We start from the raw sequence: 18,823 nt of genomic DNA on the forward strand, positions 1-18,823 counted from the left end.
CCGGCTGGGCAGCGTTGCACTCGGTCGGCTAGTTACCACCTTTGCTGATGAGCCTGGGATCTTCCAGTCAATTTCGTGATGCAAGGCCGCACCGTGCTGTTTCGTACCGCGGAGGGCGCCAAATTATTTTCAGCCGTCGCGAAGTGCGCGGTGGCTTTCGAGGCGGACGACCACAACGTTGCCGAGGGCTGGAGCGTGATCGTCAAGGTTCGCGCCCAGGTGCTGACGACCGACGCGGAGGTCCGCGAAGCCGAACGCGCCCAGTTACTACCGTGGACCGCGACGCTGAAACGTCACTGTGTGCGGGTGATCCCGTGGGAGATCACCGGCCGCCACTTCAGGTTCGGTCCGGAACCGGACCGCAGCCAGACCTTTGCCTGCGAGGCCTCGTCACACAACCAGCGATAGCGCTCCGCGCCTGCGAGTCACCTTGCGCCGCTTACTGATCGCCACCAGCCGTGCGACGGCGTCTTCAATTCCTCGCGCCAGCTGGCCGACATCTGCTACCACGTCGTAGTCGGCCAGGATCCCGAAGTACAGGTCGTCGGCGTAGCTGAGCATCGCGACACTGGTGCGCAGTTGCATCGCGATCGGCGAAACCGGGTATAGGTCAAGCACCCGTCTGCCCATAATCTGCAGCGGCCGTCGTGGACCCGGCACATTTGTCGCCACGGTGACAACACCACGCTGCGGCAGCCGCATCAACAGCCCGACCGCCCATGCGGTCATGGGGAACGGAAGGCGGTTGGCAATCGCCATCAAAGTATTTCCGAATTGTCTCTGTCCCCCCGCCTTGGCCCGAGTCAGCCGCGAGTGCACGATCCGCAGCCGCTGCAGCGGGTTCTCTTGATCCACCGGCAGGTTGGGCAGCATTAACGAAACACGGTTATCGGTCTTGCTCAAAGCGCTGTTGGAACGCGTCGAGACCGGCACTAGCGTACGCAGCGAATCAAACCTAGGCCGCTCACCCCGCTGGATGAGGACGTTGCGGTAGCTTTCCGTAATCGCGGCAAGCGCAACATCATTGATGGTGACGTCGAATTTCCGGCACACCTGTTCGACGTCGGCGAGAGGGACCTTTGCTGCGCTGTAGCGACGCAAATCACTGATCGGCCCGTTCAACGACGACGCGGCGGGACTTAGCACGCCGGCCGCGATCTCACCGGCACCCTTGGCCGCGCGAACGATGCCTGCCATCACGGCGGTCGACGCGGTCAACGCCTCGCTTGGATTGACACGGAATCCACCCCGCCGCACAGATGCGGATTGCGACTGCATGGTCGTGTGGATGTTGCTCGCGAAGCTGTCGCTCATACTTTCATCGGAGAGCCCAGCTAGCAGGTGAGTCGCCGCGATTCCGTCGGCCATGCAGTGGTGCAGTTTGGTCAGGATCGCCCACTTGCTGTCCGCCAGGCCTTCGATGACCCAGACCTCCCACAGCGGTCGATCCCGGTCCAAACGACGCGCCATCAGATCGGCGATCAGCTCGAATAACTGGTCTTCGTTGCCAGGCCGCGGCAAGGCGATGCGCCACACATGACGGCCAAGATCGAAGTCGGGATCGTCCACCCATTTGGGTGCACCGAGGTCGAACGGGCGCAGGCGTAACCGCTGCCCGAACCGGGTACAGGGACGTAGGCGTTGAGCGAGCGACGATAAGAAGGCTTCCTGATCGGGAGCCGGCCCCTCGATGACCGCCAGAGCGCCGATTGCCAGACTCACGTGCCGATCCACGTCTTCTGCCTTGAGAAACCCGGCGTCAAGTGTCGTTAGGTGATTCATGGTCAGCGCCTTCCCGGGTGATCCGGATTATCTGCAACCGTCAGTACCACTCTCCGCTGCGAGGAGCCGTTGAGGCAGGGCCAAAGGTCCTCCGCTGGCGAGCCTTCGTGCTCTGCCACCGCGGCTGTCGACGCGCGATCCTTAATAGATGACCGCAGCCGTTGATGGGAAAGGCCCGGCAGCCATGAACACCCATTTCCCGGACGCCGAAACCGTGCGAACGGTTCTCACCCTGGCCGTCCGGGCCCCCTCCATCCACAACACGCAGCCGTGGCGGTGGCGGGTATGCCCGACGAGTCTGGAGCTGTTCTCTAGACCCGATATGCAGCTGCGTAGCACCGATCCGGACGGGCGTGAGTTGATCCTCAGCTGTGGTGTGGCATTGCACCACTGCGTCGTCGCTTTGGCGTCGCTGGGCTGGCAGGCCAAGGTAAACCGTTTCCCCGATCCCAAGGACCGCTGCCATCTGGCCACCATCGGGGTACAACCGCTTGTTCCCGATCAGGCCGATGTCGCCTTGGCGGCGGCCATACCGCGGCGACGCACCGATCGGCGCGCCTACAGTTGCTGGCCGGTGCCAGGAGGTGACATCGCGTTGATGGCCGCAAGAGCAGCCCGTGGCGGGGTCATGCTGCGGCAGGTCAGTGCCCTAGACCGAATGAAAGCCATTGTGGCGCAGGCTGTCTTGGACCACGTGACCGACGAGGAATATCTGCGCGAGCTCACCATTTGGAGTGGGCGCTACGGTTCAGTGGCCGGGGTTCCCGCCCGCAACGAGCCGCCATCAGACCCCAGTGCCCCGATCCCCGGTCGCCTGTTCGCCGGGCCCGGTCTGTCTCAGCCGTCCGACGTCTTACCCGCTGACGACGGCGCCGCGATCCTGGCACTAGGCACCGAGACAGACGACCGGTTGGCCCGGCTGCGCGCCGGCGAGGCCGCCAGCATCGTCTTGTTGACCGCGACGGCAATGGGGCTGGCGTGCTGCCCGATCACCGAACCGCTGGAGATCGCCAAGACCCGCGACGCGGTCCGTGCCGAGGTGTTCGGCGCCGGCGGCTACCCCCAGATGCTGCTGCGAGTGGGTTGGGCACCGATCAATGCCGACCCGTTGCCACCGACGCCACGGCGCGAACTGTCCCAGGTCGTTGAGTGGCCGGAAGAGCTACTGCGACAACGGTGCTGACCATCGCAGCACTGTTCCGCTCGCGCCCGGTACGCTCGCGAGGGTGAATTCGCCGCCGGCCTGCTCTGCCCGCTGCCGCAGGTTCGTTAAGCCGCTTCCGGTGAACTCGTCGGGCAGCCCGCGGCCGTTGTCGGTCACCTCGATGCACAAGTCGTCGTCGACTTTGACCCGGACGGTCAACGTGCTGGCCTTCGCATGGCGAACCGCGTTGCTGACCGCTTCCCGAACCACCGCCTCGGCCTGATCGGCGAGCGCGCTGTCGACCACCGACAATGGACCCACGAATTGAACGCTGGTGCGCAACCCCGAGTCGGCAAATTGGGCTACGGCCGCATCGATTCGCTGCCGGAGCCGAGTGATACCCTGCGATGCTCCGTGCAGGTCATAAATGGTGGTCCGGATTTCCTGTATAACGTCTTGCAGATCGTCTACCACGTCCGAGAGTCGTTGCTGCACTTCAGGATTACGTTCGTGCGGGACAGCACCCTGCAAAGCCAGGCCAATCGCGAAGAGCCGCTGGATGACATGGTCATGGAGGTCACGGGCGATACGATCCCGGTCGGTCAGTACGTCGAGTTCGCGCATCCGACGTTGCGAAGTGGCCAATTGCCAAGCCAGCGCGGCCTGGTCGGCGAACGCGGCCATCATCTCGAGTTGTTCGTCGGTGAAAGCCCCTGGACCGCCTTGACTCAGCACAACAACGACACCCGCTACGGTACCTCTGGCCCGCAGCGGCAACAGCAGCGCCGGACCTGCGTCGGCCAGTTCGTCCAGGCCTTCCAAATCGACCCGGTCGACCCGTCGCGGAATGCCGTTGACGAAGACCTCCCGCAGCACCGCGCCCGCCACCGGAATCGTTCGCCCAACAGTGGAAGCCACAGCGCTGCCGACTGTTTCAATCACCAGCAGCTCCCCCACGTCAGCGGCAGGCATGTCCTCGTCGACGGGAACGGCTACCAGGGCAGCGTCAGCCGCCGTCAGCTTGAGCGCCTCCGCGGCGACAAGCCGGAACACCGTCGCGGGTTCGGTGCCGGACAACAACTCGGTGGCGATGTCACGGGTGGCCTCGATCCACGACTGACGCGCCTTAGCCTGCTGGTAGAGCCGGGCATTCGCGACTGCGATACCCGCGGCGGCCGCCAGCGCCTGGACCAGAACCTCGTCGTCGTCGCTGAACGGTTGCCCGTTGGTCTTGTCAGTCAGGTACAGAGTGCCGAACGATTCATCGCGCACCCGAACCGGTACCCCGAGGAAGGTACGCATCGGCGGATGATACGGCGGAAAACCAATCGAGGCCGGGTGCGCAGAAACATCGTCCAGCCGTAACGGTTTGGGATCTTCGATGAGCAGCCCGATGACGCCTAGGCCTTTCGGTAGGTGGCCGATCCGCCGAACGGTCTCCTCGTCGATGCCTTCATAGACAAAGTGCAATACCCGATGCTGCCGGTCGTGCACCTCCATAGCGCCATAGCGCGCATCGACAAGGCTGGCCGCTGAATGCACGATAGCGCGTAGGGTTGCCTCCAGGTCCAGGCCCGCTGTGACCACGAGCATGGCCTCCACCAGACCATCGAGGCGGTCCCGGCCCTCGACGATCTGCTCGACCCGGTCCTGCACCTCGACCAGCAGCTCGTGCAGGCGTAGTTGGGAGAGCGTGTGACGCAGTGGACGCATTGCGGCGCCGTCGTTTTCGTCGACGAGGCCCCCTGTTGTCATGGTCCATCACCGGGTGGCCGCGAGCGCTTCAACTCCGTCGCGAATACCGCGGCTTGCGTCCGACGTTCCATGCCCAGCTTGGCCAGCAACCGCGACACGTAGTTCTTCACCGTCTTTTCGGCTAGGAACATTCGGTCGGCGATCTGCTTGTTGGTCAGGCCCTCGCTAAGCAGGCCCAGTAGCGTCCGCTCCTGGTCGGTAAGGCCTGATAGCGGGTCCTGCTTCTCGGCGGCACCGCGCAGCTTGGCCATCAGCGCGGCCGCGGCCCGATTGTCCAGCAGCGACCGTCCAGCGCCCACATCTTTGACGGCGCGCGCCAACTCCATTCCCTTGATGTCTTTGACGACATATCCGCTGGCACCGGCGAGAATCGCATCTAGCATGGCCTCGTCAGAGGTGTAGGACGTGAGGATCAGACAGCGCAGATCGGGCATGCGGGACAACAGATCGCGGCACAGTTCAATGCCGTTGCCATCGGGCAACCGGACATCCAGCACCGCGACATCTGGGCGCGCGGCAGGAACCCTGGCCATCGCCTCGGCGACCGAACCCGCCTCACCTACGACGTCAAGCTCGGGATCGGCCCCAAGCAAGTCAACCAGACCACGACGCACCACCTCGTGGTCATCGACCAAGAAGACCTTTACCACCAGGGCACCACTCCCAAGATCCGCTCCCTACAAGTTGGCACTGCGTACCGTAAGTACGGCGCATCCGGGCTGGTATGCACCGCACAATTCGTGCGCGGAGTGTGAGTCCGCGACGAACAGCTGACCCGGCTTTGCGTTGGCGGCCAGATGACGGCACGCACTGCCGCCGGCGATGGCCCGATCCACCCGCACCTCGGGGTAGAGCCGGGTCCAGTGGGCGAGCCGACGGCTCAGGTGTACATGCGCCAACCGGCTGCCCTGTTCGACGTCATCGGGTGTTTCAGCAGCGTGGACAGCCACGGCCCGCAGCGGAACTCCGCGCAGCCTGGCCTCCTCGAATGCGTGCCGCAGCACCACACCATTGTCCACCTCCGCGACAACCGCGCTGACCTGGGAGGTTGTCGCTGGCTCGGCCGGCGACGGGTGAATCACCGCCACGGGGCATAAGGCCGACCCAGCCAGGGTCGCCGCGACCGAACCCCGGCGACCGCGGACATGATCAAGCCCCACCGAACCGACGCACAGCATCGCCGCGGACCTGGACTCCTGCATCAGCTTGGTGAGCGGCCTGCCGCACAGAACCTCCGTTTCGATCTTGACCGGTTGCCCGGTGGCCTCGACCTTCCGAGAGGCGTCGTGCAGCGCCGCTCGGGCCGCTGATTGCCCACCGCCCTCGCCGGCGGCGGACAGTTGGGACGGATCGATGACGTACACCAGTCGCAGCGGAATGTCTCGGTTCACCGCCTCATCGACCGCCCACAACGCCGCATGCGTTGCCGCCCTTGACCCGTCGATACCAACGACCACTGCCCGAGCTGGCCGAGGATCGCTCATCGCCGTCTCCTTCGCTGGGGCGGATACATCCCGTCGGTTCAGCGGTACGTTACTGGCGGGGACCGCTATCTCCCAGGGGCGTTGGTCCCCACCTGAGGGCCGTTAGTCCTTATCGACCGATGACAGACGCAACCCGTCAGGGCGAGAATGAATCTCACCTATCGCACGGGTGGCTCGTCCAGGTCCACAACCATCGCCCAGCTTTTCACAGCAAAGTCCCAGAAATGGCTTACAGTTGCCGACAGCTGCCGAACCAGCGGCCGTCCATCGGCTGCATATCGCTTGACCCACAGAATATTTGGGCATAGCCGCGCTGTGAGAGCGCATCTCGATGCGGCCGGCACGGCGTCGATCAATCTCCGATCCGCCGTCAGTCGACTGCCATACAACCTGCCCGCCCAGTTGTACACTGGCCGCGGCACGAGTTGCCGCACTGGTCAACAAGTATCAGCCGGCCTGCGCCCGAGCGGAGCCCACTCGGAGCCGCTCGTGACCATGGGGGGAGCCACTGCCGTCTCCCGCATGCCCACACCGAGGTCCGAATTGGGCTGGGTGCGCAATCGACGTTAGGGGCCTGCGGAGTAATGGACTACGCGTTCTTACCACCGGAGATCAACTCCGCGCGTATGTACAGCGGTCCCGGACCGAATTCAATGTTGGTTGCCGCGGCCAGCTGGGATGCGCTGGCCGCGGAGTTAGCATCCGCAGCAGAGAACTACGGCTCGGTGATTGCGCGTCTGACCGGTATGCACTGGTGGGGCCCGGCGTCCACGTCGATGCTGGCCATGTCGGCTCCATACGTGGAATGGCTGGAGCGGACCGCCGCGCAGACCAAGCAGACCGCTACCCAAGCCAGAGCGGCGGCGGCGGCATTCGAGCAGGCTCATGCGATGACGGTGCCCCCAGCGTTGGTCACCGCCAACCGAGCCGAGCTGAAAGCACTGATCGCGTCGAACCTCCTGGGCCAGAACACCGCAGCGATCGCAGCCATCGAGGCACAGTACGCCGAGATGTGGGCACAAGACGCGGCCGCGATGTACGGCTACGCCACCACCTCAGCGGCGGCGAGACAGTTGACGCCGTTCTCCTCGCCACAACAGACCACCAACCCGGCCGGGCTAGCCGCCCAGAACGCCGCGGTCACCCAGGCCGCCACCAACTCCGCCGGGAACACGCCGACCGCATTGTCGCAACTGTCCTCTTTCCTGTCGCAGGCAGTAGAGGCGCCGACGGGATGGCCCAACATTCTCCCGGATGACTTCACCATTCTTGACGGCATATTCGCTGCGTACGCAACGGTCGGCGTGACGCAGGACATCGAGTCGATATGTGCGGGCATCATCGGGGCCGAGAACAACTTGGGCCTTTTAGGCGCCGCCAGTGAGAATCCGGCGGAGTTGGCGCCGGGCGCGTTCGGGATCGATGCGGCACTCAGTTCGGCAGAAAAAGGCGCTGCTGCGAGCATGCACGATGCGGTACTCGCGAGTGCCGGCCGGGCGGGTTCGATCGGGCCGATGTCCGTACCACCGTCCTGGGCCACGCCCTCGAGCACCCCGGTCTCGGCGTTGTCGGGCGCCGGCTTAACCACGCTCGACGGGACCGACGTAGCCGAGCACGGTACGCCCGGCTTGCCAGGGGTGCCAGCAGGGACAGACAAGCGAGCCTCGGGTGTCATCCCCCGATACGGGGTCCGGCTCACGGTGATGTCGCGCCCGCCGGCGGCTGGGTGACGCGGCTGCCGCTGTCACTGTCATCCTGTAGGCGAGCCAACCCCGGTCACCACTAGCGTGCCGCAAAGATCTGCGCGCGGCCCGCGCACTGAGCCCCAGGAGGGGTCAGTGAATTCAGTTGTGTGACTGCGTCTTTCGTCGACACCGCGTCAGGTGCCGGCGTTTCTTTCTCGCGGCTACGATTCACCGCGCCCCAGGAATTCACTCGATAGCCGCCTGGAATTCACGCAGATCTGCCCACGCCGGCCGGAGACCTTTGCGAGTTTTAAGACACGCTGTCACCGAAGGTAGCCCGAGATGCCCTTTGCGGATGCCTGGATACCAAGTCCGATAGCGTCTGCAAAGCGTTCCTGCCATCACACGGCACGCCACGGTAGCGCGAACCCCCGCCATACGCCCCAGCTGCGCCCCGGCCACGACACCGGACCCCGACACGCGTCGGGTCGTACTACTCGCGTTCAACTGCCACGAGCGGCCATATGACTTGGATTACAACAGTTTTGACTCGTCAGCCGGATAGGTCAGGCATCCGGGGTGCCATCGTCGTCGAAACGGCCAGTGCCAGCAACACCGCTGGCACTCCACCTTGACCCATTCAGTTCTCGACCAGCACGACACCGTATCCGCACAAATGTAAGGAGCTGAGAAACAATGGATTTCGCACTGTTACCACCGGAAGTCAACTCCGCCCGGATGTACACCGGCCCTGGGGCAGGATCGCTGTGGGCTGCCGCGGGCGGCTGGGATTCGCTGGCCGCCGAGTTGGCCACCACAGCCGAGGCATATGGATCGGTGCTGTCCGGACTGGCCGCCTTGCATTGGCGTGGACCGGCAGCGGAATCGATGGCGGTGACGGCCGCTGCCTATATCGGTTGGCTGTACACGACCGCCGAAAAGACACAGCAAACAGCGATCCAAGCCAGGGCGGCAGCGCTGGCCTTCGAGCAAGCATACGCAATGACCCTGCCGCCACCGCTGGTAGCGGCCAACCGGATACAGCTGCTAGCACTGATCGCGACGAACTTCTTCGGCCAGAACACTGCGGCGATCGCGGCCACCGAGGCACAGTACGCCGAGATGTGGGCCCAGGACGCCGCCGCGATGTACGGTTACGCCACCGCCTCAGCGGCTGCGGCCCTGCTGACACCGTTCTCCCCGCCGCGGCAGACCACCAACCCGGCCGGCCTGACCGCTCAGGCCGCCGCGGTCAGCCAGGCCACCGACCCACTGTCGCTGCTGATTGAGACGGTGACCCAAGCGCTGCAAGCGCTGACGATTCCGAGCTTCATCCCTGAGGACTTCACCTTCCTTGACGCCATATTCGCTGGATATGCCACGGTAGGTGTGACGCAGGATGTCGAGTCCTTTGTTGCCGGGACCATCGGGGCCGAGAGCAACCTAGGCCTTTTGAACGTCGGCGACGAGAATCCCGCGGAGGTGACACCGGGCGACTTTGGGATCGGTGAGTTGGTTTCCGCGACCAGTCCCGGCGGTGGGGTGTCTGCGTCGGGTGCCGGCGGTGCGGCGAGCGTCGGCAACACGGTGCTCGCGAGTGTCGGCCGGGCAAACTCGATTGGGCAACTATCGGTCCCACCGAGCTGGGCCGCGCCCTCGACGCGCCCTGTCTCGGCATTGTCGCCCGCCGGCCTGACCACACTCCCGGGGACCGACGTGGCCGAGCACGGGATGCCAGGTGTACCGGGGGTGCCAGTGGCAGCAGGGCGAGCCTCCGGCGTCCTACCTCGATACGGGGTTCGGCTCACGGTGATGGCCCACCCACCCGCGGCAGGGTAACCCGGCGCCTAACCGACAGGCGGCCCGTTGGGCGTAAACGTCCAATTGTCAGGATTCTTCGGCGAGTACACCACCGGAAGTATTTGACCGACGGTCGGCCACTGGTCGACGTCGACGGCCATGCGCTGATACACGGCGTACTCATTGACCGTGGGCCCAGTGATGATCCCGGCGATGGTGACATACTGCTGGCCGCCTGCGTCCGGTCGCGGGCTGACTCCGGTCACCAGGAGCGTGCCGCTGGCCAGATCTCCCCGCGGGCCGCGCGGGATAAGCCGCGGAGCAAGAAATACCGCTAGGACCGCGATCAGTATGAGTAGCACGCCAAACTCCCATCCCACCCGGCCATGGTAGGACTGCTGGCATGAGCCGTTATTACGCCGAGCGTGAACTCAGTGCAAGAACGCACGCGAAAAATCGCACTGGGTACACGCTCGGCGAAAGGATGGTGCACCAGTGAGCCACGACGATCTAATGCTTGCGCTGGCTCTGGCCGACCGTGCGGACGAATTGACGCGGGTCCGGTTCGGGGCGCTCGATCTGCGCATCGACACCAAACCGGATTTGACGCCGGTGACCGACGCCGATCGGGCGGTCGAATCCGACGTGCGCCAGACGCTGGGCCGCGACCGGCCCGGCGACGGCGTCTTGGGCGAGGAGTTCGGCGGATCAACGACCTTCACCGGACGGCAGTGGATCGTAGACCCGATCGACGGCACCAAAAACTTTGTGCGCGGGGTGCCGGTGTGGGCCAGTTTGATCGCGCTGCTTGAAGATGGCGTCCCGTCGGTCGGTGTGGTGAGTGCGCCGGCGCTGCAACGGCGGTGGTGGGCGGCACGCGGCCGGGGCGCGTTCGCATCCGTCGATGGTGCGCGTCCACACCGGCTGTCGGTTTCCTCTGTGGCAGAGCTGCATTCGGCGAGCTTGTCGTTTTCCAGTCTGTCCGGGTGGGCGCGGCTGGGTCTACGTGAACGCTTCATCGGGTTGACCGATACCGTGTGGCGCGTGCGTGCTTACGGCGACTTTCTGTCTTACTGCCTGGTGGCCGAGGGCGCCGTCGATATTGCCGCCGAACCGCAAGTGTCGGTATGGGATCTGGCGGCACTGGACATCGTGGTGCGTGAGGCGGGCGGGCGGCTCACCAGCCTGGACGGCGTCGCCGGCCCACACGGGGGCAGCGCCGTTGCAACCAACGGTCTGTTGCACGACGAGGTGCTGACACGGCTCAACGCCGGGTAACCTGGCGCTCGAGAGCGCCATGAGCGACCCGTTCACCATCGCAACCAAACACTGGCACCGACTGCACGACAGCCGGATCCAGTGCGATGTATGTCCACGCGCATGCAAACTTCACGAGGGACAGCGTGGCCTGTGTTTCGTCCGCGGCCGATTTGACGATCAAGTGAAGCTCACCAGCTACGGACGCTCTAGCGGATTCTGTGTCGATCCGATCGAGAAAAAGCCGCTCAACCACTTCTTGCCAGGTTCGGCGACGCTGTCTTTCGGCACCGCCGGGTGCAACCTGGCGTGCAAGTTCTGCCAGAACTGGGATATCTCCAAGTCCCGCGAGATCGACGTCCTGGCCAGTCGGGCGGCCCCGGCCGACATCGCCCGCACCGCACACGAATTGGGTTGCCGCAGCGTGGCATTCACCTACAACGACCCAACGATCTTCTGGGAGTATGCCGCCGATGTAGCCGACGCCTGCCACGACCAGGGAATCAAAGCCGTCGCGGTGACGGCCGGGTACATGTGTCCTGAGCCCCGCGCGGAATTCTACCGGCGTGTCGACGCCGCCAACGTCGACCTAAAGGCATTCACCGAAGACTTTTATCGCAAGGTTTGCGTCAGTCACCTGCGCAACGTCCTGGACACCCTGGCCTACCTGCGGCACCAGACGAATGTGTGGTTGGAGATCACCACCCTGCTGATTCCCGGACGTAACGACAGCGACGCGGAAGTCGCTGCCGAATGCAGATGGATCCGCGAAAACCTGGGCGTCGACGTGCCGGTGCATTTCACCGCGTTCCATCCCGACTACAAGATGATGGACACCCCGGCTACACCACCCGCCACATTGACCCGAGCCCGCGAGATCGGCATTGGCGAAGGCCTGCGCTTCGTCTACACCGGAAACGTTCACGATGCCGTGGGTGGCAGCACCTCGTGCCCAGGCTGCCGGGCAACGGTGATCGTTCGCGACTGGTATTCGATACGACATTACGCCCTCACCGAGGACGGCCGCTGCCAAGCATGCGGCTATCAGATGCCTGGCGTGTACGACGGACCGGCCGGACACTGGGGCCAGCGCCGGCTGCCCTTGCTGACCAGCTTGTCCCGGATGTGAACAACTTAACAAGCACCCCTATCTTACTCCGGAGTAAGATAGGGTGGTCCGCTATCACCCCCGATGACCGAGGCTGCCGTATGACCAACACCACCTCTGCTGCAAATGCTGCAAAACCCTCCGGCGCACGCACCGATAGACGCGGCCGCACGACCGGTGTCGGCCTGGCACCCCACAAACGGACCGGCATCGACGTCGCACTGGCGCTGCTAACCCCGATTGTCGGCCAGGAGTTCCTGGACAAATACCGCCTGCGCGATCCGCTGAACCGATCACTGCGCTACGGCGTGAAGACGATGTTTGCCACTGCCGGCGCCGCCACCCGTCAGTTCCAGCGGGTGCAAGGCCTGCGGGGCGGACCGACCCGGCTGAAGTCCAGCGGCCGAGACTACTTCGATCTGACGCCCGATGACGACCAGAAGCTGATCATCGAGACCGTCGACGAATTCGCCGAAGAGGTACTGCGACCCGCCGCGCACGACGCCGACGACGCCGCGACCTACCCGTCCGACTTGACCGCCAAGGCCGCCGAGCTGGGCATTACCGCGATCAACATCCCCGAGGACTTCGACGGTATCGCCGAACACCGCTCCAGCGTCACCAACGTGCTGGTGGCTGAGGCACTGGCGTATGGCGACATGGGCCTGGCACTGCCGATCCTGGCGCCTGGCGGGGTGGCGTCCGCGCTCACCCATTGGGGCAGCGCCGATCAGCAGGCCACCTATCTCAAAGAGTTCGCCGGCGAGAACGTTCCGCAGGCCTGCGTGGCCATCACCGAACCGCAGCCACTATTCGATCCCACCCGGCTGAAGACCACCGCGGTGCGCACCCCGTCCGGTTACCGGCTCGACGGCGTGAAGTCGTTGATCCCGGCCGCCGCCGACGCCGAGCTGTTTATTGTCGGCGCGCAGCTGGGCGGCAAGCCCGCACTGTTCATTGTCGAGTCCGCGGCCAGCGGCCTGACCGTCAAGGCGGATCCGAGCATGGGGATTCGCGGCGCGGCGTTGGGCCAGGTCGAACTCTGCGGGGTGTCGGTCCCGCTTAACGCCCGGCTGGGCGAGGACGAAGCCAGCGACAACGACTATTCCGAGGCGCTTGCGCTGGCCCGGTTGGGTTGGGCGGCGCTGGCGGTCGGTACCTCTCACGCCGTGCTCGACTACGTCGTCCCGTATGTGAAACAACGCCAGGCTTTCGGCGAGCCGATCGCTCATCGCCAAGCGGTGGCGTTCATGTGCGCCAACATCGCGATCGAGCTCGACGGCCTGCGCCTGATCACCTGGCGCGGGGCGTCCCGTGCCGAGCAGGGTCTGCCGTTCGCAAGGGAAGCGGCGCTAGCCAAGCGGCTTGGCTCCGACAAGGGCATGCAGATCGGCCTGGACGGGGTGCAACTGCTGGGCGGCCACGGCTACACCAAGGAGCATCCGGTTGAGCGCTGGTACCGCGACCTGCGAGCCATCGGCGTCGCCGAGGGCGTTGTTGTCATCTAGAACGAGCTGAAAGATCAATCATGGCAATAAATCTGGAACTGCCGCGCAAGCTGCAGGCGATCATCGTCAAGACCCATCAGGGCGCTGCGGAGATGATGCGGCCGATAGCCCGCAAGTACGACCTGAAGGAACATGCCTACCCGGTCGAACTCGACACCCTGATCAATTTGTTCGAGGGCGCCGCCGAATCGTTCAACTTTGCCGGAGCCCATTCGCTTCGCGACGAGGACGAAGGCAAGGACGAAAACCACAACGCCAACATGGCCGCCGTGGTACAGACGATGGAGGCCAGCTGGGGCGACGTCGCGATGATGCTGTCGCTGCCCTATCAGGGGCTGGGTAACGCAGCCATCTCCGCGGTAGCCACCGACGAGCAGCTGGAGCGGCTGGGCAAAGTGTGGGCAGCGATGGCCATCACCGAACCGGAATTCGGATCGGACTCGGCGGCAGTGTCGACGACCGCCACCCTCGACGGCGACGAGTACGTGATCAACGGCGAGAAGATCTTTGTCACCGCCGGTTCCCGCGCCACCCACATCGTGGTCTGGGCCACGCTGGACAAATCCTTGGGCCGCCCGGCGATTAAGTCGTTCATCGTGCCCCGTGAGCATCCCGGCGTGACCGTCGAACGACTTGAACACAAACTCGGCATCAAGGGTTCTGATACTGCGGTGATCCGGTTCGACAACGCCCGTATCCCCAAGGGCAACCTACTTGGGAACCCGGAAATCGAGGTCGGCAAGGGCTTTGCCGGGGTGATGGAGACCTTCGACAACACCCGGCCGATTGTGGCCGCCATGGCCGTCGGGATCGGCCGTGCCGCACTGGAGGAAATCCGTAGTGTCCTCACCGGGGCCGGCGTGGAGATCTCCTACGACAAGCCCTCACACACGCAGAGCGCCGCGGCCGCCGAGTTCCTGCGGATGGAGGCCGACTGGGAGGCCAGCTACCTACTGTCCCTGCGCGCAGCCTGGCAGGCCGACAACAACATCCCCAACTCCAAAGAAGCCTCGATGAGCAAGGCCAAGGCGGGCCGGATGGCCAGCGACGTCACCTGCAAAACCGTCGAATTGGCAGGAACTACCGGCTATTCCGAGCAATCACTGCTGGAGAAGTGGGCCCGCGACTCCAAGATCCTGGACATCTTCGAGGGCACCCAGCAGATCCAGCAGCTGGTGGTCGCACGCCGCCTGTTGGGCCTGTCGTCGTCCGAGCTCAAATAGCCTCGGCGAGCAGACGTCAAAGCCCCCGAATTTCAGTGAAATCGGGGGCTTTTGCGTCTGCTGGCGCCCGTCTGCACCCCCGCCAGTAGGCTGGTCGGCATGCGCGCGGTACGGGTGACTCGGCTGGAGGGACCAGATGCGGTCGAGGTGGCCGAGGTCGAGGAACCCACGAGCGCCGGTGTGGTCATCGAGGTGCACGCTGCCGGCGTGGCCTTCCCGGACGCACTGCTAACCCGTGGCCGTTACCAGTACCGCCCGGAGCCGCCATTCGTGCTCGGCGCCGAGATCGCCGGAGTGGTTCGATCGGCGCCGGATAACAGCCAAGTGCGTTCCGGAGACAGGGTTGTCGGCCTTACGATGCTCACCGGCGGCATGGCCGAAGTCGCGGTATTGTCGCCCGAGCGCGTGTTCAAGCTGCCGGACAACATGACTTTCGAGGCGGGCGCGGGCGTGCTGTTCAACGACCTGACGGTGTACTTCGCGCTGGCGGTCCGGGGCCGGCTGCAGGCCGGTGAGACGGTGCTGGTGCACGGGGCGGCAGGCGGGATCGGCACATCGACGTTGCGACTAGCGCCGGCGCTCGGGGCGTCTCGCACCGTCGCGGTGGTCAGCACGCAGGAGAAGGCCGAGCTTGCGACAGTGGCCGGGGCGACAGATGTGGTGTTGGCCGAGGGGTTCAAGGACGCGGTACAGGAGCTGACGAACGGCCGTGGTGTCGACATCGTCGTAGACCCGGTCGGCGGCGACCGGTTCACCGATTCGCTGCGCTCGCTTGCTGCGGGAGGACGGCTGTTGGTCATCGGCTTCACTGGCGGCGAGATTCCCACCGTGAAGGTAAACCGCCTTCTGCTCAACAACATTGACGTTGTCGGGGTAGGCTGGGGCGCCTGGTCGCTGACCCACCCCGATGCGCTGGCCCAGCAGTGGTCACAACTCGAGCGGCTGCTACGCTCGGGCAAGCTGCCTCCTCCCGAACCAGTGGTCTACCCACTGGACCAAGCCGCTGCGGCGATTGCATCGCTGGAGAATCGCACCGCCAAGGGGAAGGTCGTACTACGCGTGCGCGACTAACGCCCCTCCCGGGACGCGTCGCCGCCGTGCTCTGGCCAATTTGCCGCTTCCTCACTGGTCGCCGTTGGCGTCGGCTACGTCATGCCGCACAACTCGCAGCTTGCCTGGCGCCAGGCACGCGGCGTATCCGTGGTATTTGCCATACAGTTCCCATGCGGTGACGCGATCATCGGGGTGCACGTCGATCTGATGACCGTCGGAGAACTCAAGATGGAGATCTCCGGTGTCATACCAGGCGAAAGCTGTGCAGGTTGCCCCGGCGAAATCGAAGAGCGGACGCTCGTGGTCGGCTGGGTCGTTTGGGTCGATGGCGACCACTTCTGCGGGCGAGGTTTCGATGGCCGGCAGAGTCAGCTGTAGTGGTACCGAGATGACCAGCTCGTTGTAATCGTCGAAGTTCAGCACCAGACCGTCGCGGAACATAATCCGCTGAACCGCACAGCCCTCTAACCACTGCTCGGTCATTTCCTGTTCGGTCATATATTCACTCTGGCCTTGTTGTGCCCATATGTCACGTACACAACCGCCGAAATCTCGTGCGGGATTACACCCTAGGCGTCCGATGGACACCAGTACCATCTGACACCGTGCCCGACTCCAGCACCGCATTGCGGATCCTCGTCTACAGCGACAACGTCCAGACCCGCGAACGGGTGATGCGGGCCCTGGGCAAACGGTTGCACCCGGATCTGCCCGATTTGACCTACGTCGAAGTGGCTACCGGTCCGATGGTGATACGCCAGATGGATCGGGGGGGCATCGACTTGGCCATCCTCGACGGTGAGGCGACACCGACCGGAGGCATGGGAATCGCCAAACAGCTCAAAGACGAACTTGCCAGTTGCCCGCCCATCCTGGTGCTCACCGGCCGTCCGGACGACACCTGGCTGGCCAGCTGGTCGCGGGCCGAGGCCGCAGTGCCGCATCCCGTCGACCCCATCGTGCTGGGCCGCACGGTGCTCTCACTGTTGCGCGCGCCCGCCCACTAACCGGACGCGGCCGGCATTCGCGGCGCGAACGTTCAGCCGCCCCGCATTTGAATCTTCGGGTCCTGTCTTACCCGAGGTCGTAATTGGCCCGCTGCCGCTTCCGGCCGCAACGACGGCGCTGTCTCCTCCGCCGCTGAAGTCTCTGAAGCCTGCTGACCTTGCGCGGTGCGTAGTGTCGATTCCGGAATTCCAGAACCCGCGGATTGGCCTACCCGCGTTGTCGACAGCGGAGCGGCCTTGGCCGCAACTTTCGGATCCACAGTTGGCAGCACCCCCATTGCTGGAACTTCAAGTTCTGGAACTTCCACAACGGCTTCCGGTGGCGCGGAAGCCGCCGGCTCTGGCGCTCGAGCTGACTCGGTGGCAGGTCCCGGGGCAGAGTTAGTGCCGCCACGTGCCATCTGACCCAGAGCGGCGAGCGCGAGCGGGGCACCGATGAAGCCGGGGCTCACAACGCCGGCATGGGCACTGGTAGCGCTCGACGCGACGACGTCTCCGGCGCCAACATCGCCACCGCCGAAATTCCCTTGGCCTACACTGCCATGGGCCGGATCACCGGCCGCTAACCCGGCGCTAGCCACGCCGCCTCCGACGTAGCCGACGCCCCCGCCGCTAGCGGTTGCACCTCCGGTGCCGACGCTCTCACCGCCGCCGGTGCCGACGCTCTCACCGCCAGTAGCGCCGGTGCCGACGCTCTCACCGCCAGTAGCGCCGGTGGCGCCGGCACCCAAACCCGGAAATCGCTGCAGCAAACTCGCCCACGGCACCACTTGCGCGGCAATCGCCGATGCCCCGGAGTAGTACCCCGACATGGCGGCCACATCCGCGGCCCACATCTCCTCGTACACACCCTCGGCGGCAGCAATCAACGGCGCGTTCTGCCCGAACAAATTCGTCATCACCAGCTGCACGAATGCGTCGCGGTTGGCGGCCACCGCCGCCGGAAGCACCGTCGCCGCCTGCGCCGCCTCGAAGATGCTGGCCACTGCGCGCGCCTGTCCCGCCGCCCCGGCCGACTGAGCCGCTGCCGCGGTCAACCACCCCGCGTAGGGAGCCGCCGCTGCCGCCATCGCCAAGGCTGCCGGACCCTGCCACGCCTGACCCGCCAGCCCGGCCGTGACCGACGCAAATGATTGCGCCGCGGTCCCCAACTCTTCGGCAAGCCCGTCCCAGGCCGCCGCCGCCGCCAGCATCGGCGCAGTGCCTGCACCGATGAACATTCGCAAGGAATTGATCTCCGGCGGCAGCACGACGAAACTCACAGCTCCCGTCCTTCCGCTTCGCTGCTCGATGCCACGCCGACCTCAATACGGCCAACGATTAACCGGCAAATGCCGAGATTAACAACAAATGCTGCGCTTATCAGGGGGTTAGACCAACATTCATACAATTCGCCGGGACGCGCAATCCCCAGTTTTGCTTCGCAGCGACCGACGCCGGACCCAGCCACGGGTTCTGCTTCGACTCGCACAGGTATGCACCAGCCTGACCCCGGGAATGTGGGGTGGCCGTTGCGCGACTATGTTGAAGGTCACTGTGACGGCCCGAAGCCCCGGTTCGTCACGGCAGCCCGGTCACCGCCCGGCCGCCGCGCTGGCGGCCCCGTACGACGGATCATGGAGCGAGTTGAACGTCTACATACCCATCCTGGTACTGGCGGCGCTGGCCGCCGCCTTCGCCGTGGTGTCGGTGGTGATCGCGAGCCTGGTCGGCCCGTCGCGGTTCAACCGGTCAAAGCAGGCCGCCTACGAATGCGGGATCGAGCCCGCTAGCACTGGAGCCAGAACCTCCATTGGCCCCGGCGCGGCGAGCGGGCAGCGGTTCCCCATCAAGTACTACCTGACCGCGATGTTGTTCATCGTCTTCGACATCGAAATTGTGTTCCTCTACCCGTGGGCGGTCAGCTACGACTCGCTGGGCACGTTCGCGCTGGTCGAGATGGCGATATTCATGCTCACGGTGTTCGTGGCCTACGCGTATGTGTGGCGCCGCGGGGGCCTGACGTGGGATTGAGGTA

Annotated in this window: 18 protein-coding genes; 11 read left to right on the plus strand and 7 right to left on the minus strand. The window is 64.8% G+C overall.

All coding sequences use genetic code 11. The features are described from left to right. Nucleotides 1-75: 75 nt before the first annotated feature. The gene (locus tag MCAN_RS16545) at nt 76-408 is read left to right on the plus strand and encodes a pyridoxamine 5'-phosphate oxidase family protein (protein ID WP_014001586.1); all 333 of its coding nucleotides are present in this window, start codon (nt 76-78) and stop codon (nt 406-408) included. Here MCAN_RS16545 and tgs1 read toward each other — a convergent pair. Continuing rightward, nucleotides 391-1,782, minus strand: coding sequence for a diacyglycerol O-acyltransferase (gene tgs1 / locus MCAN_RS16550; protein WP_014001587.1), 1,392 nt, complete (start codon nt 1,780-1,782; stop codon nt 391-393). The genes MCAN_RS16545 and tgs1 overlap by 18 nt on opposite strands. A 184-nt stretch (nt 1,783-1,966) precedes the next feature. Between tgs1 and MCAN_RS16555 the strand changes: the two genes are divergently transcribed. Next, complete coding sequence (locus MCAN_RS16555; protein WP_003416362.1) at nt 1,967-2,965, plus strand: Acg family FMN-binding oxidoreductase; 999 nt, start codon at nt 1,967-1,969, stop codon at nt 2,963-2,965. On the opposite strand, the gene dosS is transcribed toward MCAN_RS16555, so the two are convergent. Genes dosS through MCAN_RS16570 form a run of 3 tightly spaced genes read right to left on the minus strand, consistent with a single transcriptional unit; the run spans nt 2,945 to nt 6,165 of the window. Beyond that, nucleotides 2,945-4,681: a hypoxia sensor histidine kinase DosS/DevS gene (gene dosS / locus MCAN_RS16560; RefSeq protein ID WP_014001588.1), complete on the minus strand. Its 1,737-nt coding sequence runs from the start codon at nt 4,679-4,681 to the stop codon at nt 2,945-2,947. The two genes, MCAN_RS16555 and dosS, sit on opposite strands and share 21 nt — an antisense overlap. Continuing rightward, nucleotides 4,678-5,331: a hypoxia response regulator transcription factor DosR/DevR gene (gene dosR / locus MCAN_RS16565; protein ID WP_003416369.1), complete on the minus strand. Its 654-nt coding sequence runs from the start codon at nt 5,329-5,331 to the stop codon at nt 4,678-4,680. The genes dosS and dosR overlap by 4 nt, the downstream gene beginning before the upstream one ends. 27 nt (nt 5,332-5,358) lie before the next feature. Further along, a complete protein-coding gene (locus MCAN_RS16570; protein ID WP_003416373.1) occupies nt 5,359-6,165 on the minus strand; it encodes a universal stress protein in 807 nt (268 codons plus the stop codon). Between the two features lie 584 nt (nt 6,166-6,749). Between MCAN_RS16570 and MCAN_RS16575 the strand changes: the two genes are divergently transcribed. Then, on the plus strand, nt 6,750-7,895 hold the full coding sequence (locus tag MCAN_RS16575; protein WP_014001589.1) for a PPE family protein: 1,146 nt from the start codon (nt 6,750-6,752) through the stop codon (nt 7,893-7,895). 651 nt (nt 7,896-8,546) lie between these two features. Continuing rightward, nucleotides 8,547-9,689, plus strand: coding sequence for a PPE family protein (locus MCAN_RS16580; RefSeq protein ID WP_014001590.1), 1,143 nt, complete (start codon nt 8,547-8,549; stop codon nt 9,687-9,689). A gap of 8 nt (nt 9,690-9,697) precedes the next feature. Here MCAN_RS16580 and MCAN_RS16585 read toward each other — a convergent pair whose 3' ends face one another. Continuing rightward, on the minus strand, nt 9,698-10,030 hold the full coding sequence (locus tag MCAN_RS16585) for a hypothetical protein (RefSeq protein ID WP_003416383.1): 333 nt from the start codon (nt 10,028-10,030) through the stop codon (nt 9,698-9,700). Between the two features lie 115 nt (nt 10,031-10,145). On the opposite strand from MCAN_RS16585, the gene hisN reads away from it, so the two are divergent. From hisN to MCAN_RS16610, 5 genes are all read left to right on the plus strand, one after another. Next, nucleotides 10,146-10,928 carry a histidinol-phosphatase gene (hisN, locus tag MCAN_RS16590; RefSeq protein WP_003416388.1) on the plus strand — a complete coding sequence of 261 codons (783 nt, stop codon included), beginning with the start codon at nt 10,146-10,148 and terminating at the stop codon, nt 10,926-10,928. Between the two features lie 19 nt (nt 10,929-10,947). Further along, the gene (amrS, locus tag MCAN_RS16595; RefSeq protein WP_003416391.1) at nt 10,948-12,036 is read left to right on the plus strand and encodes an AmmeMemoRadiSam system radical SAM enzyme; all 1,089 of its coding nucleotides are present in this window, start codon (nt 10,948-10,950) and stop codon (nt 12,034-12,036) included. 80 nt (nt 12,037-12,116) lie between these two features. Continuing rightward, complete coding sequence (locus MCAN_RS16600) at nt 12,117-13,523, plus strand: acyl-CoA dehydrogenase family protein (protein ID WP_003900638.1); 1,407 nt, start codon at nt 12,117-12,119, stop codon at nt 13,521-13,523. A 20-nt stretch (nt 13,524-13,543) separates the two neighbouring features. Then, nucleotides 13,544-14,746 carry an acyl-CoA dehydrogenase family protein gene (locus MCAN_RS16605; RefSeq protein WP_014001591.1) on the plus strand — a complete coding sequence of 401 codons (1,203 nt, stop codon included), beginning with the start codon at nt 13,544-13,546 and terminating at the stop codon, nt 14,744-14,746. Nucleotides 14,747-14,845: 99 nt separating this feature from the next. Next, nucleotides 14,846-15,817, plus strand: coding sequence for an NADPH:quinone oxidoreductase family protein (locus MCAN_RS16610; protein WP_003416403.1), 972 nt, complete (start codon nt 14,846-14,848; stop codon nt 15,815-15,817). Between the two features lie 51 nt (nt 15,818-15,868). Here MCAN_RS16610 and MCAN_RS16615 read toward each other — a convergent pair whose 3' ends face one another. Next, the gene (locus tag MCAN_RS16615) at nt 15,869-16,297 is read right to left on the minus strand and encodes a DUF6188 family protein (RefSeq protein ID WP_014001592.1); all 429 of its coding nucleotides are present in this window, start codon (nt 16,295-16,297) and stop codon (nt 15,869-15,871) included. Nucleotides 16,298-16,404: 107 nt separating this feature from the next. On the opposite strand from MCAN_RS16615, the gene MCAN_RS16620 reads away from it, so the two are divergent. Next, entirely contained in the window at nt 16,405-16,806 is a 402-nt protein-coding gene (locus MCAN_RS16620) for an Rv3143 family two-component system response regulator (RefSeq protein ID WP_003416410.1), read from the plus strand. Nucleotides 16,807-16,838: 32 nt separating this feature from the next. On the opposite strand, the gene MCAN_RS16625 is transcribed toward MCAN_RS16620, so the two are convergent. Next, a complete protein-coding gene (locus tag MCAN_RS16625) occupies nt 16,839-18,068 on the minus strand; it encodes a PPE family protein (RefSeq protein ID WP_014001593.1) in 1,230 nt (409 codons plus the stop codon). Nucleotides 18,069-18,432: 364 nt separating this feature from the next. On the opposite strand from MCAN_RS16625, the gene MCAN_RS16630 reads away from it, so the two are divergent. Next, on the plus strand, nt 18,433-18,819 hold the full coding sequence (locus tag MCAN_RS16630) for an NADH-quinone oxidoreductase subunit A (protein ID WP_003416417.1): 387 nt from the start codon (nt 18,433-18,435) through the stop codon (nt 18,817-18,819). Nucleotides 18,820-18,823: the final 4 nt, after the last annotated feature.

The organism is Mycobacterium canetti CIPT 140010059 (genome assembly GCF_000253375.1).
Taxonomy (GTDB): Bacteria; Actinomycetota; Actinomycetes; order Mycobacteriales; family Mycobacteriaceae; genus Mycobacterium; species Mycobacterium tuberculosis.

Coding starts and splice junctions, on each gene's coding strand:
- tgs1 (WP_014001587.1), bottom strand. CDS start 1,782: ATGAATCACCTAACGACACTTGACGCCGGGTTTCTCAAGGCAGAAGAC.
- MCAN_RS16555 (WP_003416362.1), top strand. CDS start 1,967: ATGAACACCCATTTCCCGGACGCCGAAACCGTGCGAACGGTTCTCACC.
- dosS (WP_014001588.1), bottom strand. CDS start 4,681: ATGACAACAGGGGGCCTCGTCGACGAAAACGACGGCGCCGCAATGCGT.
- MCAN_RS16570 (WP_003416373.1), bottom strand. CDS start 6,165: ATGAGCGATCCTCGGCCAGCTCGGGCAGTGGTCGTTGGTATCGACGGG.
- MCAN_RS16575 (WP_014001589.1), top strand. CDS start 6,750: ATGGACTACGCGTTCTTACCACCGGAGATCAACTCCGCGCGTATGTAC.
- MCAN_RS16580 (WP_014001590.1), top strand. CDS start 8,547: ATGGATTTCGCACTGTTACCACCGGAAGTCAACTCCGCCCGGATGTAC.
- amrS (WP_003416391.1), top strand. CDS start 10,948: ATGAGCGACCCGTTCACCATCGCAACCAAACACTGGCACCGACTGCAC.
- MCAN_RS16600 (WP_003900638.1), top strand. CDS start 12,117: ATGACCAACACCACCTCTGCTGCAAATGCTGCAAAACCCTCCGGCGCA.
- MCAN_RS16605 (WP_014001591.1), top strand. CDS start 13,544: ATGGCAATAAATCTGGAACTGCCGCGCAAGCTGCAGGCGATCATCGTC.
- MCAN_RS16610 (WP_003416403.1), top strand. CDS start 14,846: ATGCGCGCGGTACGGGTGACTCGGCTGGAGGGACCAGATGCGGTCGAG.
- MCAN_RS16615 (WP_014001592.1), bottom strand. CDS start 16,297: ATGACCGAACAGGAAATGACCGAGCAGTGGTTAGAGGGCTGTGCGGTT.